A 19,371-nucleotide genomic window follows, 5' to 3' on the forward strand; every position below is an offset into this window, starting at 1 on the left:
ATGTCTTATTTACTTTTGAAAAATATCCCGAATTAAAGATCGAAAAAACAACAAATCGGCTTGAAGGACTATTTAAAGAATTAAAGAAGAAATTAGCAGTACACAGCGGTCTAAAAACAAAGAATAAAATCTTGTTTATACAGGATTTTTTGAATAAGAAAAGTTGCTATTCAGTGAAAGAAAATACTAAATAGCAACCATTTTGTCCAATAGGCATAATTGATCAGAAATTAGCAACCATTTTGTCCATTATGCCAAAAATTAAGCGACAAATTTTTCACCTAACTCAATATCCGCTTTCAATTGTGGTAACATGGCTTGAAGTTGCTCTTGTTCAAATTGGCTTAATTCACCGATTGGTAATAACGCATCAACCCCTTCACGACCGAAACGTACAGGTTGTGAGAAGAAGCGAGCGTATTCACCGTTGCCTTCCACATAAGCACATTCTACCGCGGTTTCACCTTGTAAGCCACGCACGAGCGCTTGAGTAAAGCGTGCTGCTGCCATTGCCATAGAAAGTGTAGCAGAACCCGAACCCGCTTTCGCATTCACGACGTCAGTCCCTGCATTTTGCACACGTTTAGTTAATTCAACAATCTCTTCTTTGTCCCAAGTCGCATATTGTACTTGTGAGAAAATAGGTAAAATCGTGGTACCTGAGTGACCGCCGATCACTGGAATACTGTTACGCTCTACTTCTAAACCTTTTTGTTCCGCAACAAAGGTTTCCGCACGTAATACATCTAACGTGGTGATACCAAATAATCTACGTTTATCGTAAATGCCTGCTTTTTTCAATACTTCAGCAGCAATAGCAACAGTGGTATTTACTGGGTTAGTAATAATACCGATACAGGCTTTTGGTGCAAATTCAGTCACATTTTGCACTAAATCTCGGATGATACCAGCATTAATATTGAATAAGTCAGAACGATCCATACCCGGCTTTCTTGCTACGCCAGCAGAAATAACTACTACATCAGCACCGGTCAATGCAGCACCGATATCATCACCAGCATAACCCTCCACTTTAACGGCGGTAGAGATATGACTTAAATCTTTTGCCACTCCCGGCGTCATTGGAGCTACATCATATAATGCTAACTCTGATCCTGCTGGAAGTTGTAATTTTAATAAAAGTGATAATGGTTGACCAATACCACCTGCTGCACCTAAAACGGCAATTTTCATAGTTTTCTCCTTAAATATTAAAAAATTAGGTATTGTAACAATTCAGTAATTACCAAAATGGCTACAAAACCTAGCTATCTATTATAGTTTAAACATAACAACCATATAATTCAAATAACAAAATGCAAATTTGCGATCTAGCTCAAATTTTTCGTCAATTATGTGCATATGAATAAATTTTTATTGATTAATTCTGCATTTTTATGCAAAATTTATGCAACACATTCTAAATAAGCAAAACGTGATGATTGAAACAAAAAATGACAGCTTAATGACAGCATTTAAGGATTTATTAGCGCAAGAAAAATTTAGTTCACAGGTTGAAATTGTAAATGCGCTACAAGATCTTGGATTTAGTAGCATTAATCAATCTAAGGTTTCTCGTATGCTAAGTAAATTTGGTGCGGTACGAACTCGCAATACCAGAATGGAAATGGTATATTGTTTGCCCAATGAATTAAGTGTGCCAAATACCAGTAGTCCATTGAAAAATCTGGTGTTAGATATTGATCATAATGCCTTGTTGGTTGTGATCAAAACTAGTCCGGGGGCTGCACAATTAATTGCTCGTTTATTAGACTCTGTGGGAAAAACCGATGGTATTTTAGGTACCATTGCGGGGGACGATACTATTTTTGTGACCCCAACACTGAATACACCAATAAAACAGCTGATTATTAATATTCAACAACTTTTTGAGAGTTCATTGTAAAGATGCATATTTTTATTACCGGTGGCACCGGATTAATCGGACAAAAATTAGTCAATCGCTGGCTTGGTCAAAAATATCAAGTCACGTTATTGACACGTTCCCCTGAAAAAGCACTGTCTCACTTCCACTCCCACCCTAAATTTAATTGCCTAACCGCGGTGAATTCTTTACAGGAGTTTGCCAATTTTAATTCATTTGATGCAGTGGTCAATTTAGCTGGTGAACCGATTTTTGATCGTCGCTGGACAGCACAACAAAAAGATCGCCTATGGCAAAGCCGAATTAATTTAACCGAAAAATTAACCGCACTTATTAATGCTAGCCAAACACCTCCAACCTGTTTTCTTTCAGGATCTGCCTATGGTTATTATGGCAATACTGGTGAACAAATTGTCACGGAAGAACATCCAGCAGCAACAAACTTTGCGGCTCGTTTGTGCCAACAATGGGAAAAAACCGCCTTGCAAGCACATTGCCGAGTTTGCTTGTCAAGAACCGGTATGGTATTTTCTCCGAAAGGTGGTGCATTAGCCAAAATGTTACCTTTATATCGTTATGGTCTAGGGGGAAAATTAGGCAATGGCTTACAATTTATGCCTTGGATAGCACTTGAAGATATGGTCAATGCGCTTAACTTTCTTCTGCATCATACTCAATGTCAAGGGGCATTTAATCTGTGTTCTCCACATCCCATCCGCAATACCGATTTTAACCGCTTATTAGCTAAGCAATTACAGCGTACTGCTTTTTTCACTGTACCTGCTTTTGTACTCAAACTGATCTTAGGTGAACGAGCGAGTTTAATTTTAGATAGCCAAAATCTTTGTCCGCAAAAATTATTAGCACAAGGTTTTCAATTTCAATATTCTCAGCTTGACGACTATTTACATTCAACATTTGGCAAATAGACAATTAATGTATAAAATAGCCTCGCTTAATTAAGATGAGATAGCTATGCAAACAAATTCGTTCCCCGTTACTGATGATTCAGATCTTCAAATCAATCACATTGCTCGTTGTGGCGAATGTAATGCATTAGTAGCGGTCTCTAATTTGGCAAAAGGTGAACATGCTGAATGTCCACGCTGTCATTATGATTTACAATCCGAAGATCGCTGGTCGTTAAAACGTTGTGCTATTATTGCTCTTTCTATCCTGATTTTAATGCCGTTTGCATTAAAATATCCATTATTGAGCGTAGATTTACTCGGCTCACAAGTGGATGCTTCAATTTGGGGAGGAATATGGAAAATGGCAACGGAAGGTTATCCTTATACCGCATTTTTAATTTTTCTCTGTGCCGTCTTTATGCCAATATCCTTTGCCTTGCTGATCATTTTATTACAGCTGGCTAAACTCACTCGACAAATACCCCGTAATTTATTAATTGCTATAGATTATATTAAGCCTTGGGTAATGTTCGATGTTTATTTAGTAGCTTTGGGGGTAACCGCCTTTAAAGTGCGTGATTATGCCACCTTGTCTTTTGATATTTATCTGATTGCTTTTTTAACTACTGCCTTGCTGAATACCCTATTATTCGCCAAAATCAATCCCAAAGAATTGTGGAATGATTTTTATCCACAATATACTAAATTATCTGAAATATCTGCCGAAAATCCACCGCACTTTTGTCATAGTTGCGAGTATACTTTTGAGCATCCCGTTAAGGATCATAAAGGTATAGATCGTTGCCCGCGTTGCCATAATGAACCCAATAAAACCGCAGAGACAAGCTTACAACAAACTTGGGCGGCATTAATCGCTGGGATTGTCATGATTTTTCCTGCCAATATATTTCCGATTTCCTATGTTTCAATGACGAATGTACCGACGGGTGATACCTTAATATCTGGGGTCATATCTTTTGTGGAAATGGGAAGTTATTTTGTTGCTTTTGTGGTTTTTTTTGCCAGTATTTTTGTCCCCTTTAGTAAAATTGTGATCATGTTATATTTATTATTTAGCATACATTTTAGGTGGCAACATTCCGTAAAATGGCAAATGCGATTATTTCATATTGTGCATTTTGTTGGTCGTTGGTCAATGCTGGATTTATTTGTCTTAGCCTTAATGATGTCTTTGGTAACGCGAGGGCAAATTATTAATTTTTCGGTGGGTCCTGCCGCCATTTATTTTGGTCTATCCGTGTTTTTAACCATGATAGCTACCACTACTTTTGATAGTCGTTTACTTTGGAAAATCTATGACGAAAGAAAATCAAACTGATCTTGCTGTTAGTACGGAACAGCCAAATATTATTCCTGCGAAAATTCGCAAAAGTCGCAATATTTCACCGTTCTGGTTATTGCCAATTATTGCCCTAATTATTGGTGCTTCGCTGTTTTTTCAAATTATCAAAGAACAAGGTGAAACTGTACGGATCACTTTTACGAGCGGTGATGGCTTAGTGGCAAATAAAACCCAAATTCGCTATCAGGGCTTGCAAATTGGTCTAGTAAAAAAAGTAAATTTTACCGACGATTTAAAACTTGTCAAAGTCGAAGCCAGTATTTACCCTGAAGCTAAAACCGTGTTACGAGCAAATACTAAATTTTGGCTTGTTCAACCGAACGCTTCTTTAGCGGGAATTTCTGGCTTAGATACGTTAATTTCAGGCAATTATATTACATTACAGCCGGGAGATGGGGATTACAAATATGATTTTACCGCGGAAAATGGTAGCCAAATCGTACAACTGGCAGAAGGTGATTTATTAATCCATTTATTATCTGATGATTTAGGTTCCATTTCACAAGGGGCATCTATTTTCTATAAAAAAATGCCAGTGGGAAAAGTATTAGATTACCGCTTTACCAAGGATCAGAAACAAGTGGAAATTAATGTTGCCATTGAAAAACAATATGCTCATTTAATCAAAAAAGATAGCCGTTTCTGGAATATTAGCGGCATTCGTGCCAATATGGATTTATCTGGGATTAGTCTCAACATTGATAGCCTACAAGCCGTAGTACGTGGTGCGATCACCTTTGACTCACCTGAAAAAAGTGACTCGGCAGAAAGTGAACAACAATATACACTATATCCTGATTTATCATCTGCTCAACGTGGTATTGAAATCAATGTGACGTTGCCATCAGAAAACACTTTCAAAGTGGGTAAAACCGAAGTATTTTATCAAGGTATGCAAGTGGGTATGTTAACCCAAATGTCAGATGCCAGTATTGACAGTGATAATCGTACCGGTAAATTATTATTAAACCCAAGCGTTAAAGATATTTTACGTCAACATAGTAAAATAGTTATTCGTTCCCCTAAAGTTGATTTAATCAATTTAGATAAACTCCCTGAACTTTTACGTGGTCAATACTTAGAAATTATTGCGGGTGATGGTGAGCCAAGTATTGAATTTAACGTACTAAATGAAAAGGAATTATTACTCAGTCAGCCCAATGCCCTGCAGATCACCTTAACTGCACCAGAAACTTATGGTATTAGCCAAGGGCAAGAAATTTATTACAATAATATTAGTATTGGTCAATTAGTGGAACAACAAGTTGATACCAATGGAGTAGAATTTAAAGCGGTTATTTTACCCTCCTATCGACACCTCATTCATGCGGATACGCAATTTATTGCGGCTAGTAATTTTGCTATTTCTCTTGGTACAGATGGCTTACGTATGCAAACACCAGCCGCTGGTAACTGGTTACAAGGTGGGGTAAAAATTATTAATCATAATAAACAGGGGCATGCTAAAACACAGTATCCGATTTATAAAGATCAAGAAAGTGCTGAAGTAGGTATAACAGCAAATGAGTTAAAACCGTCTTTAACCTTAAAAACGACGCAATTACCCAATATTAGCAAAGGTTCTTTGGTACTTTATCGACAATATGAAGTGGGTAAAATTTTAGATGTTCGACCATTGAAAGATCATTTTGATGTAGATGTTGCTATTTATCCTAAATTTATGCATTTATTAACTAACAATAGCCTATTTTGGGTAGAAAGTGCGGCTCAAATTGACATCACACCAAAAGGTATTAGCATTCAAGCCACACCGATTGGACGTTCGTTGAAAGGGGCGATCAGCTTTGATAATTCAGGCAGTGGCAAAAATACCACCCTTTACGCCAATGAATTAACCGCTAAATCTGCTGGTCAAGTTATTACCCTAACTGCGACGGATGCCACTAATTTAAGCAAAGGTATGAGTTTGCGTTACATGGGATTAACCGTGGGAGAAATCGACAGTATCAGCTTAGATAAAAGCAATAATAAAATCATTGCCAAAGCTTTAATAAATCCAAATTATATGAATATCGTAGCAAAAGAGGGCAGTCTCTTTAAGGTTATTTCACCCGAAATTTCAGCCGGTGGGATTGAAAATATTGATAGTCTGTTACAACCCTATATTGATATTGAAGTGGGTGCAGGTAAAAGCAAAAAACAATTTATGTTATATGATAAAAGTACACGGCAAAATAATAAGTTTTCTAATGGCTTTCCGATTATTTTAGAAACTTCCGATGCATCAAATATCTCATCAGGATCACCGGTGATGTATCGTGGTGTAGATGTGGGAAAAATTCGTAATCTAGAACTAAATAATATGGGCGATCGTGTATTAATTTACGTTATCATTGATAATAAATACGCTCATCTTGTACGCACTAATACACAGTTCTGGTTATCATCAGGCTATACCGCTGGTGTGGGCTGGTCAGGTATTGAAGTAAATACAGGTTCTGTACAACAACTCTTAAAGGGGGGAATTTCATTCTCAACACCATCCAGTACAGTCGTTCAACCACAAGCTAAAACTAACCAACGTTTCTTGTTACAAATTCGTCGACCGGATGATTCCAAACGCTGGGATTCGGGGGTAATGGCAGAATAAGATGGGATAAGGACGCTATTTTATGGCTCTGCCTCCCAAAAGGCTTAATAGACAATAATACTGCACTTTTTTAGCTATTAAACTAAAAAAGTACGGTATCTTTTATTATATTTTCTTAGATCTTAGAAAATTGCAACTGACAATCCAACAACAATACTTAATGAAAGTACAACCATCACCATTGCATAACCGAAATCACTCATATTTTTCTCCTATTTATTTGAAAGGGCTGATAAAATCATCTAAATTTACTATGTATTCTATCAGTTTAATTTATTTTTTCATACTTTTTTTATGTTTTTCACTTTATAATAAGCGAAATTTTCAGGGAGATAAATATGGCAACAATTAAAGATGTGGCAAAAATGGCGGGAGTATCTACAACAACCGTTTCTCATGTCATCAATAATACAAGACACGTTGCACAAGAGACTAAACAAGCTGTCATGGATGCAATTCAACAACTTTGCTATTCACCCAGTGCCGTAGCACGTAGTCTTAAAATTAATACCACCAAATCTATCGGTATGATTGTTACCACCAGTGAATCCCCCTATTTTGCAGAAATTATCCAAGCAGTAGAAAGTCATTGTTATCGTCAAGGCTACTCTTTATTTTTATGTAATACCCAAAATGATGCAGAAAAAATTAAAAATCATTTAGAAATGCTGGCAAAAAAACGCGTTGATGGCATACTTATTATGTGTGCCGAATATCTCCAAGAAAGCCTTGATTTATTTAATAATTTCAGAGAATTACCGATGGTGGTTATGGAATGGGGAATTCAGCATAGTAATAACGATATAATTTTAGATAACAGTTTTAATGGGGGCTATTTAGCGGCTCAACATTTGATCGAAAATGGTCATCAAAAAATCGGAATTATTGCTGGTGAACTCAGCAAAACCACAGCACAAACTCGTTTCCAAGGTTTTGAGAAAGCGATATTTGATGCTGGATTAACGCTAAACCCTAACTGGATTCAAGAAGGTTTTTTTGAACCCGAAGACGGTTATGAATGTATGAATAAAATTCTTGCACAAGCAGAATTACCGACTGCTGTTTTCTGTTGTAATGATGTCATGGCATTAGGCGCAATTTCAGCCATTACCGAAAAAGGTTTGCGAGTACCTGATGATATTTCGATTATCGGCTATGATAATATTCATTCATCTCGTTTTTACGCACCACCTCTCACCACTATTCATCAGTCTAAAGCAAGACTAGGAGAGCGTGCTTTGAAATTACTGCTTGACCGTATTCATCATAAAAATAATGAAAAAGAAACCATTGAACTCTATCCAGAATTAATTGTACGGAAATCAGTGAGAAATATAAAAAGTTAACTAAAAACTGCGACATTTTGATTTGCTCCAAACAGTTTTGCTTGGTAGATTAAAATGCTTGAATGCTTTGAATAAGCTTTCGTCATTTACAAAATAAAAAATCAGCAGGTTATCATTTAAGATTTAGTTGTATTTAGTCATAAAAATCCGCACCTTACTAAGTTGGGCATTAATCTAACCTAGTAAGGTGAAGATCAAGTTTTCATTGCACTTTCTCATGACACCTATCTTATTGCGTTAACCAAATCTTTCACCAATTTCGGACCATGATAAACCAACCCAGAATACAATTGTAATAAACTTGCCCCCGCCGCCATTTTCTCTTGAGCATTCTGCACCGAGTTAATGCCGCCACTTCCAATAATCGGTAGTTCACCTTGCAATTCTTGATGTAAACGGCGAATAATGTCAGTACTTTTATGTTGCAACGGTTTGCCGCTTAATCCCCCCATTTCTTGTGAATACTTTAATCCCTTGATATTATCCCGTGTAATCGTTGTGTTGGTAGCAATAACACCATCCATTTTGTGACGGCGTAAAGTATCTGCCATTTGAACTAGCTCCTGCTCGCTTAAATCAGGGGCAATTTTGACCACTATCGGCACATATTTATTATATTGCTGTGATAATACAAGTTGTCTGGCTTTTATACTCTGTAATAAATCATCTAAGGCATCACCGTATTGTAATTGACGTAAGTCCGGTGTATTTGGTGATGAAATATTTACGGTAATATAATCCGCATAATTGTAAGCTTTATTTAAACAGAAAATATAATCATCTTTGCCTTTTTCAAGCGGGGTAATTTTATTTTTACCAATATTAATCCCTAAGACACCATTAAAACGTGCTTTTTTCACATTTTCAATTAAATGATCAATACCTTTATTATTAAAACCATTACGATTAATAATCCCTTCTGCTTCAACTAAACGAAATTGACGAGGTTTTGCATTACCGTCTTGTGCCAACGGTGTGACAGTTCCGACTTCAATAAAACCAAATCCCAAAGCTGCAAAACCAGCAATGGCTTCACCATCTTTATCCACTCCAGCCGCTAAACCTATTGCGTTTTTAAAGCGAATCCCCATCACTGTTTTTTCTGTTCCTTGCGGACAAGCTAATAAAGCTTTAATGACATAATTAAGTAACGGATGATGAGCTAAACGCAAGATTGAAATGGTGAAATTATGGGCGGTTTCCGGTGGTAAAGTAAATAGTGCTTTACGAATTAAAGGATAAAACATAGGATGATCTCTCATTTAAAATAGGGCGTCTATCAACGCCCTATGAATAACAACAATAATTAACTATTCAACGCCTTCTCAATTTTTTCGTATAAGTCTCGAGAAAGATTTTCTACTTCAAATAAGCGTTGTAATGCGCGTTTCATTAATTGTTGACGTTGGCTATCATAACGTCTAAAACGAATTAATGGCTCAATTAGACGAGCCGCTACTTGCGGATTTGTTTTATTTAAATTAATCAAAATTTCCGTTAAAAAACGATAGCCTGAACCATCTACAGCATGGAAAGCTCGTGGATTTTGATTAATAAAACTTCCCACCAAGGCACGTAAACGATTTGGATTATTAAAGTTAAAACTTGGATGATCCATTAATTGCTGGACATTTAACAGCACATTGTCATCTGGTCGTGTTGCTTGTAAATTAAACCATTTATCCATCACTAACCCATCTTGGTGCCATTTTCGTTCAAAATCTGCCATTAAATTATCACGGCAAGCCAATTGTGCTTTACAAGCCGCGCTTAACGCAGCAAGACTATCTGTCATATTGTTGGCATGCAAATAATGTTTATTGACCAACGCATTACCTAACTCTGTAAAGGCTAAATAATGCAAACAGAGATTACGTAAACCACGTTTTGCAATATCTTGGGTATTAATTTGATAATCTTCTAAACGAATTTGATTATAGGTTTCAAGCCATTGTGTTTTTAAATTCTCTGCCAAAGTACGTTGCATAATATCACGCACGATGGCAATATTTTCAGGATCAATTACTTTAAATTGTTCAGCGAATTCAGCTTCTTTTGGCAAAGTTAAAATTAATGTGGTTAATTCAATATTACTTTGGTAATTTGCCAATACTTGAGAAAGTGCGGTTAAAATTTGTGGAGAAAATTCTAGTTGTTGAGCATTTTTATACTGTTCTAATAAACGACGCAATTCATAGCTAAACAACATTTGTACCGCATCCCAACGTACAAATTCATTTTGAGCAAATTTCAATAACGTAATTAATTGTTCAGGACTATAATCATAATCTAATTTCACTGGTGCAGAAAAATCACATAATAATGCTGGTACGGGACGACTGGTAATATCATGGAATTCAAAAATCTGCTCGCTCTCGGTAATATTTAGCACATCATCTACTAATTCACCATTTTTAAGCAAAGTAAATGGCATACCTTTTGGATTATACAAGGCTATTTTTAATGGAATATGCAAATTCACTTTGCTCATTTGATCCGCAGTTGGTGGTGTCATTTGTGACACGATTAATTTGTAGCTATGTTTTTTCTCATCATAGCTATCAGTCACTGTCAATTCTGGTGTACCTGATTGACTGTACCAACGGCGAAATTGGGTTAAATCTACACCTGATGCACGTTCCATGGCAGAAACAAAATCTTCACAAGTGGCGGCTTTACCATCATTTTCTGCAATATAAAGTTGCATACCTTTTTGGAAACGTTTTTCACCAAGCAAAGTATGCATCATACGAATAACTTCTGCCCCTTTCTCATACACAGTTACGGTATAGAAATTATTCATTTCTAATACTTTTTCAGGACGAATCGGATGCGACATCGGACTTGCATCTTCGGCAAATTGCATAGTACGCAAGAATTGTACATTATTAATTCGATTCACTGCGCGCGAACCCGTATCAGACGAAAATTCTTGATCACGGAAAACCGTTAAGCCCTCTTTTAAACTCAACTGGAACCAATCTCGACAAGTCACACGATTACCAGTCCAGTTGTGGAAATATTCGTGGGCGATTACACGTTCTACATCTAAATAATCATTATCTGTGGCGGTTTGTGGATTGGCTAATACAAATTTTGAGTTAAATACATTCAACCCTTTATTTTCCATGGCACCCATATTAAAGAAGTCCACCGCAACAATCATATAAATATCTAAATCATATTCTAAGCCAAAACGATCTTCATCCCATTTCATGGATTTTTTCAGGCTTCGCATCGCCCAATCCGCTCGATTTAAATTGCCCCGATCCACATATAATTCTAACAGCACATTACGACCACTTTTGGTCACAAAATTATCTTGTAATAAATCAAAATCCCCGGCCACTAAGGCAAATAAATAACATGGTTTTGGGAAAGGATCTTGCCATTGCACCCAATGACGACCATCTGCTAAATCCCCTTGAGCAATACGATTACCATTAGATAATAAATACGGATATTTACTTTTATCTGCGGTAATTGTGACATCGTAACGAGCTAACACATCTGGACGATCAAGCATATAGGTAATTTGGCGGAAACCTTCGGCTTCACACTGTGTACAAATTCCCTCACCAGATTGATATAACCCTTGTAGTGACGTATTTTCTGCTGGCACCAAATAAGTAATAATTTCTAATTCAAATTGAACCGCACTTTCCCCACAGAGTTCGGTTAAATCTAAGGTTAAACTTTCTTTATCTTGCTGATAAGCAGTAAATTCTGCACCATTTAATTTTATTGATGCAAATTGAAAGCCATGACCGTCTAAACGTAAACTTGTCGCTTCTGGATTTAAGCGTTCTACTCGGCTGACCGCTTTCACTACGGTATGCTTTGGATCTAATTGAAAATCAAGAGAGAGATGTGTAATAGTAAAGTCTGGCGTACGATAATTTTTTCTGTATTTAGCTTGTTGCATAAAAATGTCCAAATAAGGCAAATATAAATATAATAATTAATAGTAAAGTGCTTAACAAACAAGTAATTTACTATATTCTAGGGTTAAATTCGGCGAACTTGCCAAAATACTTTATTCCAATAAGGGCTATTTAATGAAGAATAAATGACTCCCCCCTTTGTTGATGCATGTAAAAACTTATCCTCTTTGACATAGATACCGACGTGATAACTGTTTGGTCCACGTCCAGTCTTAAAAAAGACCAAGTCCCCTGTTTGAATTTGTGAACGTGGCACTCTTTTACCATAACGAGATTGCTCTGTGGTTGTTCTGGGAAGTTGAATATTAAAACGGTCTTTAAATGTGGTACGCGTAAACCCTGAACAATCTACCCCTGAACGTGTATTGCCCCCTAATAAATAAGGGACTCCCGCCCATTCACGTTGTTGTTCACTTAATAAAGCAATCACCATAATGGGATCATTTAATTGACCTTGATAATTAATACCATCATATTCACCTTTATTAGATGAGGAAGAACAGCCAGTTAAATATAATGATATTAATAAAAACAAAGCACTCAATCGCTGATAAAAATTCATCGATCTTCCTATAATAAAGTTACACAAAAGCTATCTATAGGGTTTATAAATAGCTTCTACATATTAGAATTAACCTTTGGGTTTCGCTTTTTCTACTCTGGCACGTAATTTTTGTCCGGGGCGAAAAACCACTACTCGACGGGCAGAAACGGGTACACTTTCCCCCGTTTTTGGGTTACGACCCGGTCTGGTAGATTTATCACGTAATTCAAAATTACCAAAACCCGATAATTTTACATCTTCTCCTTGTTCTAAAAAAAGACGAATTTGTTCAAAAAAACTTTCCACAAGTTCTTTTGCTTCTGGTTTTGCCAATCCACATTTATCAATGAGATTTTCTGCAATTTCAATTTTAGTTAATGTCATAATTAATCTCTCAAATAAGCATTAAAACGCTGTTTTAATTCGGTTAATACCACTGAAATCACCGCATTAATATCTTCTTCTTCCAAAGTCTTTTCGGTGTCTTGAATAGTTAAGCTAATCGCTAAACTTTTATATCCGTCTGGCACGCCTTGACCCTGATAAACATCAAATAAATTCACACCAATTAATTTTTCGCCTGCCACTGTACGACAGACATCCAATACATCACTTGCCGCCACTGTATTCTCAACCACCAAAGCCAAATCACGACGATTCGCTGGGAATTTTGAAATCTCTTTTGCCACAGCCACTTTACGCTGTGCAATTTTATCCACTAAAATTTCACAAGCAAAGACTTTGCCATTTAAACCAATTTTTTGAGCAATGGTCGGATGAATTTGTCCAATAAAACCAATTTCTTCGCCATTTAATACAATTGATGCCGATTGCCCCGGATGGAATGCTGGGAAAGCTTTTGACACAAATCTAACATCATTTGCATAAGCCGTCAAAGATAAAATATTTTCTAAATACCCTTTTAGATCAAAGAAATCCGCTTGTTCAGTTTTTCCAGCCCAATGTTCATTTAAACGTGAACCGGTCATTACCGCACTAAATACTTGCTCTTGACGAACACCAAATTCTGCATTTTGATCAGGAATAAAGCGTAAGCCCACTTCAAATAAACGAATACGATTTTGCTGACGATTCTGATTATACAATACTGCCCCTAGCAATCCAGTCAATAAAGATACTCGCATAGCCGACATTTCGACAGAAATAGGATTTGGTAAAATCAAAGCATCTTGATTAGGGTGCAATAATTGCTGAATTTTCGGATCAACAAAACTATAGGTAATGGCTTCATAGAAATCGTTACCCACTAATGCTGTTTTGACACGCGAAACATCAATATCAGCTTCACGATGCTCACGCATTTTTAAATGAGCTAACGGGGAATTATTTGGAATTTCATTATAACCATAAATACGAGCCACTTCTTCCACTAAATCTTCTTCAATTTCAATATCAAAACGCCAGCTAGTTGAAGTAACCGTCCAAACATTATCAACAAAATCAACATCAAAGCCTAAACGTTGGAAAATATCTGTTACGGTAGCATCATCAATATAATGCCCTAATAAACTATCTAATTTTTCACGACGTAATTGTATTTGTTTGATTTTAGGTAAATGCTGTTCACTGACCACTTCACAAATTTCACCCGCTTCACCTCCACAAATGGCTAATAACAACGCTGTAGCTCTTTCCATTGCTTTACGTTGTAATTCAAAATCCACACCTCGTTCAAAACGATGTGAACTATCAGTATGCAAACCATATTGTCTAGCACGACCAGTAATCGCTAATGGATTGAAAAAAGCAGATTCTAAAATCACATCTTTGGTATTTTCCGCATCCACACCACTGGCTTGCCCGCCGAAAATCCCTGCCATGGCTAATGGACCTGTTTGATCTGCAATCACTAACGTATTACTTTGCAACGTCGCGGTAGTGCCATCTAATAGGACTAATTGCTCGCCATCTTTTGCCATACGCACATCAAAAGGTTGTGTCACTTTTTCTGCATCAAAAGCGTGCATAGGCTGTCCAAGCTCAAGTAAAATATAGTTTGTAATATCCACAATAGGATCGATAGAACGAATATCACAACGGCGTAACTTTTCTTTTAACCACATCGGTGTTGGTGCTTTTACGTTAACATTTTTCACTTTACGCAACAAATAACGTGGACAAGCATCTGGTGCTGAAATCTTAATATCCACTTTATCGCTAATCGTTGATGGAACAATATCAAACTGCGGTGTATTTACCGCTTGTTTATTCACCACACCTAATTCACGAGCAATACCAGCAATACTTAAACAGTCTGCGCGATTTGGCGTTAAACTAATTTCAATCGCTTGATCATTTAATTGTAAATAGTCACGCAAATCTATACCAATCGAGGCATCTGCTGGTAATTCAATAATACCACTATGATCTTCCGAAATCGCTAACTCACTAAAGGAACATAACATCCCTTCTGACGGCTGACCACGTAATTTTGCTTTTTTAATTTTAAAATTACCGGGTAAAACAGCCCCCACGGTAGCACAAGCCACTTTCAAGCCCTGACGACAATTTGGTGCACCACAGACGATATCTAATAAATGCTCGCCACCGACATTGACTTTAGTTACTCGTAATTTATCTGCATCAGGATGTTGAGCACATTCCACTACTTCACCTACCAATACACCAGAAAATTCACCAGCAACTGGCTCTACACCATCTACTTCTAAACCTAACATGGTGATTTGATCGCATAATTGTTCAGTTGTAATGGCAGGATTAACCCACTCTCGAACCCACTGTTCACTAAATTTCATCTATTCATCTCTCTTATTTTAATACTTCAAATGATAAGCCTTTAAAGACAATGTCATTAAACTGTACATCTAATTTATATTTACCTACAGGATCATTTTGCTCAAACTGCCAGCATCTTGTCACTACATTATTTTTAATCTCAGATTCATTAATTAGTGTAATCGCTAAAAAACCTTTTTTATCATCATCCACTTTAATATCTGAATCTTTTGCAATAATATTAATTGGTGCCGGTGAAACAAAATATTCTACAAATTGGTTTTTATCCTGCACGGGAACATCTGACACTGCAACACATAAATTACGCGCTTTTGAACGAGAAAAGTGCGTACCTTTCATCACTTTAGCCGGCTGACTTGATGTATCCAAAACAAATATTGTCGCTTTGGGTTGAGTGGTGGTTGTTTCGATTACATTTTCTGTTACTGCCAATACTGATGCCGAAAATAATGTTAATGCCATAACCACTAATTTTTTCATATTTATTTCCTAATATTACTTAAATTGTTTCAGGAAACGAAGATCATTTTCGAAGAATGCACGTAAATCTGTCACGTTGTAGCGTAACATAGTTAAACGTTCAACGCCCATACCAACCGCAAAACCGCTGTATTCATTGGGATCAATACCCACATTACGTAAAACATTTGGATGCACCATACCACAACCCAATACTTCTAACCATTTGCCATTCTGACGCATAATATCTACTTCAATAGAGGGTTCAGTGAATGGAAAATAAGATGGACGGAAACGTACTGGCAAGTCTTCTTCGAAGAATGCACGTAAAAAATCGTGTAACAAGCCTTTTAATTCGGTGAAATTGGCTTTTTTATCCACATAAAGCAATTCAATTTGATGGAACATCGGCGTGTGGGTTTGATCGTAGTCATTACGATAAACACGTCCCGGCGCCATAATACGAATTGGTGGTTGCATTTTTTCCATGGTGCGAATTTGTACACCTGATGTTTGGGTACGTAATAATAGTTCTGGATTAAACCAAAACGTATCATGATCCGCACGAGCTGGGTGATGTTTAGGGATGTTTAAGGCATCAAAGTTATAATAATCACTTTCTACTTCTGGACCACTTTCCACTGAAAAGCCTAATTCAGAGAAGAATTTCACCACTCGTTCAATGGTAATTGCTACTGGATGTAAAGCTCCAGTTTCTACTTTACGCCCCGGTAAACTTACATCAACACGTTCTTTTTCTAATGTGGCATTTAATACCGCTTGCTCTAACTGTTCTTTTTTTGCATTTAAGCTATCTAAAACAATCTGTTTAGCTTCATTAATTTTTGCCCCAATAGCAGGACGCTCTTCTGCGGTTACATTACGCAAACCTTGCATTAACTGGGTAAAATGTCCTTTTTTACCAAAATATTCTACGCGGAAATTTTCTAACGCTTCTAAGCCCTTATCCTGTAATTCATCTAAGGCTTGTCTCGCCTGTTCCGTAATCTCTTTAAGGTTTTGCATACCTACCCTTCTTAAATTTAATGTGTTTTTTAAAAATTCCTTTAATGATAATATTAACTTATTCAAAAATCACGTGATTTTTAATGAAATTAATGATTTTTGTTTTGCACAAATAAAAAAGAGAACAATTTTGTTCTCTTTTGCCATAATTGACGAATAAGAACTAATCTTTACCTTTTAATAAACGATTCAATACAGGTACCACTAACAACAGTAAAATCCCCGTTGCTAAGCCAATACTACTGATCATTTCATAGAAACTGGTTGGATCATTTTCATCAAAGCCATTTTTAAAGATAACCCCGCTCAGGGTAAAACCGAGAGAATAGGATAAGAAAGTCAATGCCACCATAGATGCTTGGAAATTTTTAGGGGCAATTTTGGTGGCTAACGACAAGGATACTGGACTTAATAATAATTCACTGATAGTAATCAGTAAAATAAAGAAAAAGAACAATAAGAAACTTGAACCTTGAGCCGATACCATTAAGGAAAATGCAAAATAAGTGACACCTAATGCCAACATAGAAATAGCAAATTTAAGTGGTGTTTTTGGCTGCTTATCACCCATTTTTGTCCAAAGGGTGGCTAATAATCCAGCAATCAAAATTACCCATAAACTTTGTAATGAACCCAACCAAGCAACCGGTACTTCAAAATTGAAAAAATGACGATCAATCGTTTGTTCAAAATACAAAATCATTGCTGTATCAAATTGCGCCCATAGTGACCAGAAAATACTGATAGTAATAAATAACGGAATAAATGCCACAATATTTCCTTTGTTTTCAACCTGATGACTCATCAATAATCGAGCAAAATAGCCAATGGTCAAACAAATTACACAAACTAATAAAATTCTTGGAAAATTTTGTAAGGTAAGAAATCCTGAAAAAATAGTCACCATCACAATAGCGATAAGTGCCAACCAAGAAAAACTCGCTTGTTTTTGTTCTTTTTTATTTAATGGATTCGGTACTGGACTTGGTGGTAAGTTTTTACGTCCACGCGAATACATCCATAAACCAAATGCCATTCCAACCGCAGCAGCACCAAAACCATAATGGAAACCATAAGAATGTTGCAAAATACCGCTTAATAACGGACCTAATAATGCCCCAATATTAATTGCAATATAAAAAATAGAAAAGCCTGCATCACGCATATGGCGAGTATCATCGGTTTCATATAGGGTTCCCAAGGTTGCACTGGCGGTCGTTTTCACGCCACCACTGCCTAAAGCAATACAAATCATCCCTAAGATCAAGCCTTCTAAGCCCGGTACAAGTGCAAGAATAATATGTCCACACATCACCACAATGCCGGAATAAAATAACGTACGTTCCGCACCCAACACACGATCAGCTACCCAACCGCCAACTAAACAAGAAAGATAAACACTACCACCGTAAGCACCAACAATACCGCCAGCAATATTTTTATCTATACCAAGTCCACCTTGGCTATATTCATAATATAAATAGAGAAATAAAATCGCTTTCATTCCGTAAAATGAAAAACGCTCCCATAACTCTATATGAAAAATACTCGATAATGCATAAGGATGTCCAAAGAAAGTTTTTTGTTGCATACTGTATTCCTTCCATAACTACTATTAGTGAACATCAATCTACAATATAACAACTCATTAACAAAGTATAAAATATTAAAATTGAGAGACTGATCACAAAATTTTACTATTTAGTGCTAAAAATAAAAAACCGACAGTATATAACTATCGGTTCCATCAATTCAAAATAAACCTTTCTTACTTTACTAATACTGTTTTTAAATACGTCAATCGCTCAATATTGGTCATATATTTCCCCACATCTTGCGTTTCTGGTTTATAAATATAAGGAATCTCACCCAATAATGGTGCATCAATTTTATTACGCAAAGTATCAATCATTTCCGCATAATGCCCTAAACAAGGATTGATACGATTGGCAATCCAACCAATTAACGGTGCGCCTAGATTTAGTATGGATTGTACGGTTAACAAAGTATGATTAATACAACCTTCTTTAATTCCCACCACTAATACTACCGGCATTTGATGCTTAACCACCCAATCGGCAAAACTAAAATGCTTATTAATCGGCGATAACCATCCAAAACAACCTTCCACTACCACAGTTTGGTATTTTCGATTTAAATGTGCTAAATCTTGATTAATTTTATCAATTTGAATCTGCTCTCCCTGATCGGTAAATAACGGCATAGTATGACTGAAAGTATAGCTATTAATATCCTGATAAGTCACATCTTGCTTTGTCGTGTGCATTAGGGTTAATACATCAGCATTATCTTCTGTACCATAATCACTTTTTGATCCGACACAATCCCCTACCGAAATTTCATCATCTTGCGTACAAGCAATCGGCTTATATCCCACAACGTCAATATCTAATGCTTGCAACGCTTGCATAATAGCTCGTGTCGCAACCGTCTTCCCCACATTGGTATCAGTACCTGTTACAAAAAAACTACTCATAATCACA

15 protein-coding genes and 1 pseudogene are annotated in these 19,371 nt (G+C 36.5%); 6 read left to right on the top strand and 10 right to left on the bottom strand.

The genetic code is table 11. From position 1 onward, the window contains the following. Positions 1–194, top strand: a pseudogene (locus E0709_RS08140) (hypothetical protein); the annotation flags it as partial. Positions 195–261: 67 nt separating this feature from the next. Here the strand turns inward: E0709_RS08140 and mdh are convergent. Next, positions 262–1,194: a malate dehydrogenase gene (gene mdh, locus E0709_RS08145; protein WP_132302540.1), complete on the bottom strand. Its 933-nt coding sequence runs from the start codon at positions 1,192–1,194 to the stop codon at positions 262–264. A gap of 244 nt (positions 1,195–1,438) precedes the next feature. Between mdh and argR the strand changes: the two genes are divergently transcribed. The 5 genes from argR to purR all read left to right on the top strand — a co-directional run bounded on the left by argR (position 1,439) and on the right by purR (position 8,116). Continuing rightward, the gene (gene argR / locus E0709_RS08150; RefSeq protein WP_132302539.1) at positions 1,439–1,906 is read left to right on the top strand and encodes a transcriptional regulator ArgR; all 468 of its coding nucleotides are present in this window, start codon (positions 1,439–1,441) and stop codon (positions 1,904–1,906) included. A 2-nt stretch (positions 1,907–1,908) separates the two neighbouring features. Then, entirely contained in the window at positions 1,909–2,814 is a 906-nt protein-coding gene (locus E0709_RS08155) for a TIGR01777 family oxidoreductase (RefSeq protein ID WP_132302538.1), read from the top strand. Positions 2,815–2,860: 46 nt separating this feature from the next. Beyond that, positions 2,861–4,135 carry a paraquat-inducible protein A gene (locus E0709_RS08160; RefSeq protein ID WP_132302537.1) on the top strand — a complete coding sequence of 425 codons (1,275 nt, stop codon included), beginning with the start codon at positions 2,861–2,863 and terminating at the stop codon, positions 4,133–4,135. Beyond that, entirely contained in the window at positions 4,113–6,770 is a 2,658-nt protein-coding gene (locus tag E0709_RS08165) for a PqiB family protein (RefSeq protein ID WP_132302536.1), read from the top strand. Before E0709_RS08160 ends, E0709_RS08165 begins: the two co-directional genes overlap by 23 nt. A gap of 338 nt (positions 6,771–7,108) precedes the next feature. Beyond that, entirely contained in the window at positions 7,109–8,116 is a 1,008-nt protein-coding gene (gene purR / locus E0709_RS08170; RefSeq protein ID WP_132302535.1) for an HTH-type transcriptional repressor PurR, read from the top strand. A gap of 224 nt (positions 8,117–8,340) precedes the next feature. Here the strand turns inward: purR and pyrD are convergent, their stop codons facing one another. The 9 genes from pyrD to bioD all read right to left on the bottom strand — a co-directional run bounded on the left by pyrD (position 8,341) and on the right by bioD (position 19,364). Continuing rightward, positions 8,341–9,363, bottom strand: coding sequence for a quinone-dependent dihydroorotate dehydrogenase (gene pyrD, locus E0709_RS08175; RefSeq protein WP_132302534.1), 1,023 nt, complete (start codon positions 9,361–9,363; stop codon positions 8,341–8,343). Between the two features lie 59 nt (positions 9,364–9,422). Beyond that, positions 9,423–12,041: an aminopeptidase N gene (gene pepN / locus E0709_RS08180; RefSeq protein ID WP_132302533.1), complete on the bottom strand. Its 2,619-nt coding sequence runs from the start codon at positions 12,039–12,041 to the stop codon at positions 9,423–9,425. An 83-nt stretch (positions 12,042–12,124) separates the two neighbouring features. Further along, on the bottom strand, positions 12,125–12,622 hold the full coding sequence (locus tag E0709_RS08185) for a C40 family peptidase (RefSeq protein ID WP_132302532.1): 498 nt from the start codon (positions 12,620–12,622) through the stop codon (positions 12,125–12,127). Between the two features lie 69 nt (positions 12,623–12,691). After that, positions 12,692–12,988 carry an integration host factor subunit alpha gene (locus E0709_RS08190; protein WP_132302531.1) on the bottom strand — a complete coding sequence of 99 codons (297 nt, stop codon included), beginning with the start codon at positions 12,986–12,988 and terminating at the stop codon, positions 12,692–12,694. 2 nt (positions 12,989–12,990) lie between these two features. Then, on the bottom strand, positions 12,991–15,381 hold the full coding sequence (pheT, locus tag E0709_RS08195) for a phenylalanine--tRNA ligase subunit beta (RefSeq protein WP_132302530.1): 2,391 nt from the start codon (positions 15,379–15,381) through the stop codon (positions 12,991–12,993). 13 nt (positions 15,382–15,394) lie between these two features. After that, complete coding sequence (locus E0709_RS08200) at positions 15,395–15,862, bottom strand: hypothetical protein (RefSeq protein WP_132302529.1); 468 nt, start codon at positions 15,860–15,862, stop codon at positions 15,395–15,397. A 15-nt stretch (positions 15,863–15,877) separates the two neighbouring features. After that, positions 15,878–16,867 (bottom strand): phenylalanine--tRNA ligase subunit alpha, encoded by a 990-nt coding sequence (gene pheS, locus E0709_RS08205; protein WP_132302528.1) that lies wholly within the window; start codon positions 16,865–16,867, stop codon positions 15,878–15,880. A gap of 163 nt (positions 16,868–17,030) precedes the next feature. Beyond that, positions 17,031–18,458 (bottom strand): peptide MFS transporter, encoded by a 1,428-nt coding sequence (locus E0709_RS08210; protein WP_132302527.1) that lies wholly within the window; start codon positions 18,456–18,458, stop codon positions 17,031–17,033. Between the two features lie 177 nt (positions 18,459–18,635). Continuing rightward, on the bottom strand, positions 18,636–19,364 hold the full coding sequence (gene bioD / locus E0709_RS08215; protein ID WP_132302526.1) for a dethiobiotin synthase: 729 nt from the start codon (positions 19,362–19,364) through the stop codon (positions 18,636–18,638). Between the last annotated feature and the right edge of the window lie 7 nt (positions 19,365–19,371).

The sequence above is a fragment of the Lonepinella koalarum genome (genome assembly GCF_004565475.1).
GTDB lineage: Bacteria > Pseudomonadota > Gammaproteobacteria > Enterobacterales > Pasteurellaceae > Lonepinella > Lonepinella koalarum.

Bases quoted from the DNA above. Each gene is read 5' to 3' on its own strand.
- pepN (WP_132302533.1), bottom strand. From the start codon at position 12,041: ATGCAACAAGCTAAATACAGAAAAAATTATCGTACGCCAGACTTTACT.
- E0709_RS08165 (WP_132302536.1), top strand. From the start codon at position 4,113: ATGACGAAAGAAAATCAAACTGATCTTGCTGTTAGTACGGAACAGCCA.
- bioD (WP_132302526.1), bottom strand. From the start codon at position 19,364: ATGAGTAGTTTTTTTGTAACAGGTACTGATACCAATGTGGGGAAGACG.
- E0709_RS08155 (WP_132302538.1), top strand. From the start codon at position 1,909: ATGCATATTTTTATTACCGGTGGCACCGGATTAATCGGACAAAAATTA.
- E0709_RS08185 (WP_132302532.1), bottom strand. From the start codon at position 12,622: ATGAATTTTTATCAGCGATTGAGTGCTTTGTTTTTATTAATATCATTA.
- E0709_RS08210 (WP_132302527.1), bottom strand. From the start codon at position 18,458: ATGCAACAAAAAACTTTCTTTGGACATCCTTATGCATTATCGAGTATT.
- pheT (WP_132302530.1), bottom strand. From the start codon at position 15,381: ATGAAATTTAGTGAACAGTGGGTTCGAGAGTGGGTTAATCCTGCCATT.
- purR (WP_132302535.1), top strand. From the start codon at position 7,109: ATGGCAACAATTAAAGATGTGGCAAAAATGGCGGGAGTATCTACAACA.
- E0709_RS08190 (WP_132302531.1), bottom strand. From the start codon at position 12,988: ATGACATTAACTAAAATTGAAATTGCAGAAAATCTCATTGATAAATGT.
- E0709_RS08200 (WP_132302529.1), bottom strand. From the start codon at position 15,862: ATGAAAAAATTAGTGGTTATGGCATTAACATTATTTTCGGCATCAGTA.
- E0709_RS08160 (WP_132302537.1), top strand. From the start codon at position 2,861: ATGCAAACAAATTCGTTCCCCGTTACTGATGATTCAGATCTTCAAATC.
- pheS (WP_132302528.1), bottom strand. From the start codon at position 16,867: ATGCAAAACCTTAAAGAGATTACGGAACAGGCGAGACAAGCCTTAGAT.
- pyrD (WP_132302534.1), bottom strand. From the start codon at position 9,363: ATGTTTTATCCTTTAATTCGTAAAGCACTATTTACTTTACCACCGGAA.
- mdh (WP_132302540.1), bottom strand. From the start codon at position 1,194: ATGAAAATTGCCGTTTTAGGTGCAGCAGGTGGTATTGGTCAACCATTA.
- argR (WP_132302539.1), top strand. From the start codon at position 1,439: ATGATTGAAACAAAAAATGACAGCTTAATGACAGCATTTAAGGATTTA.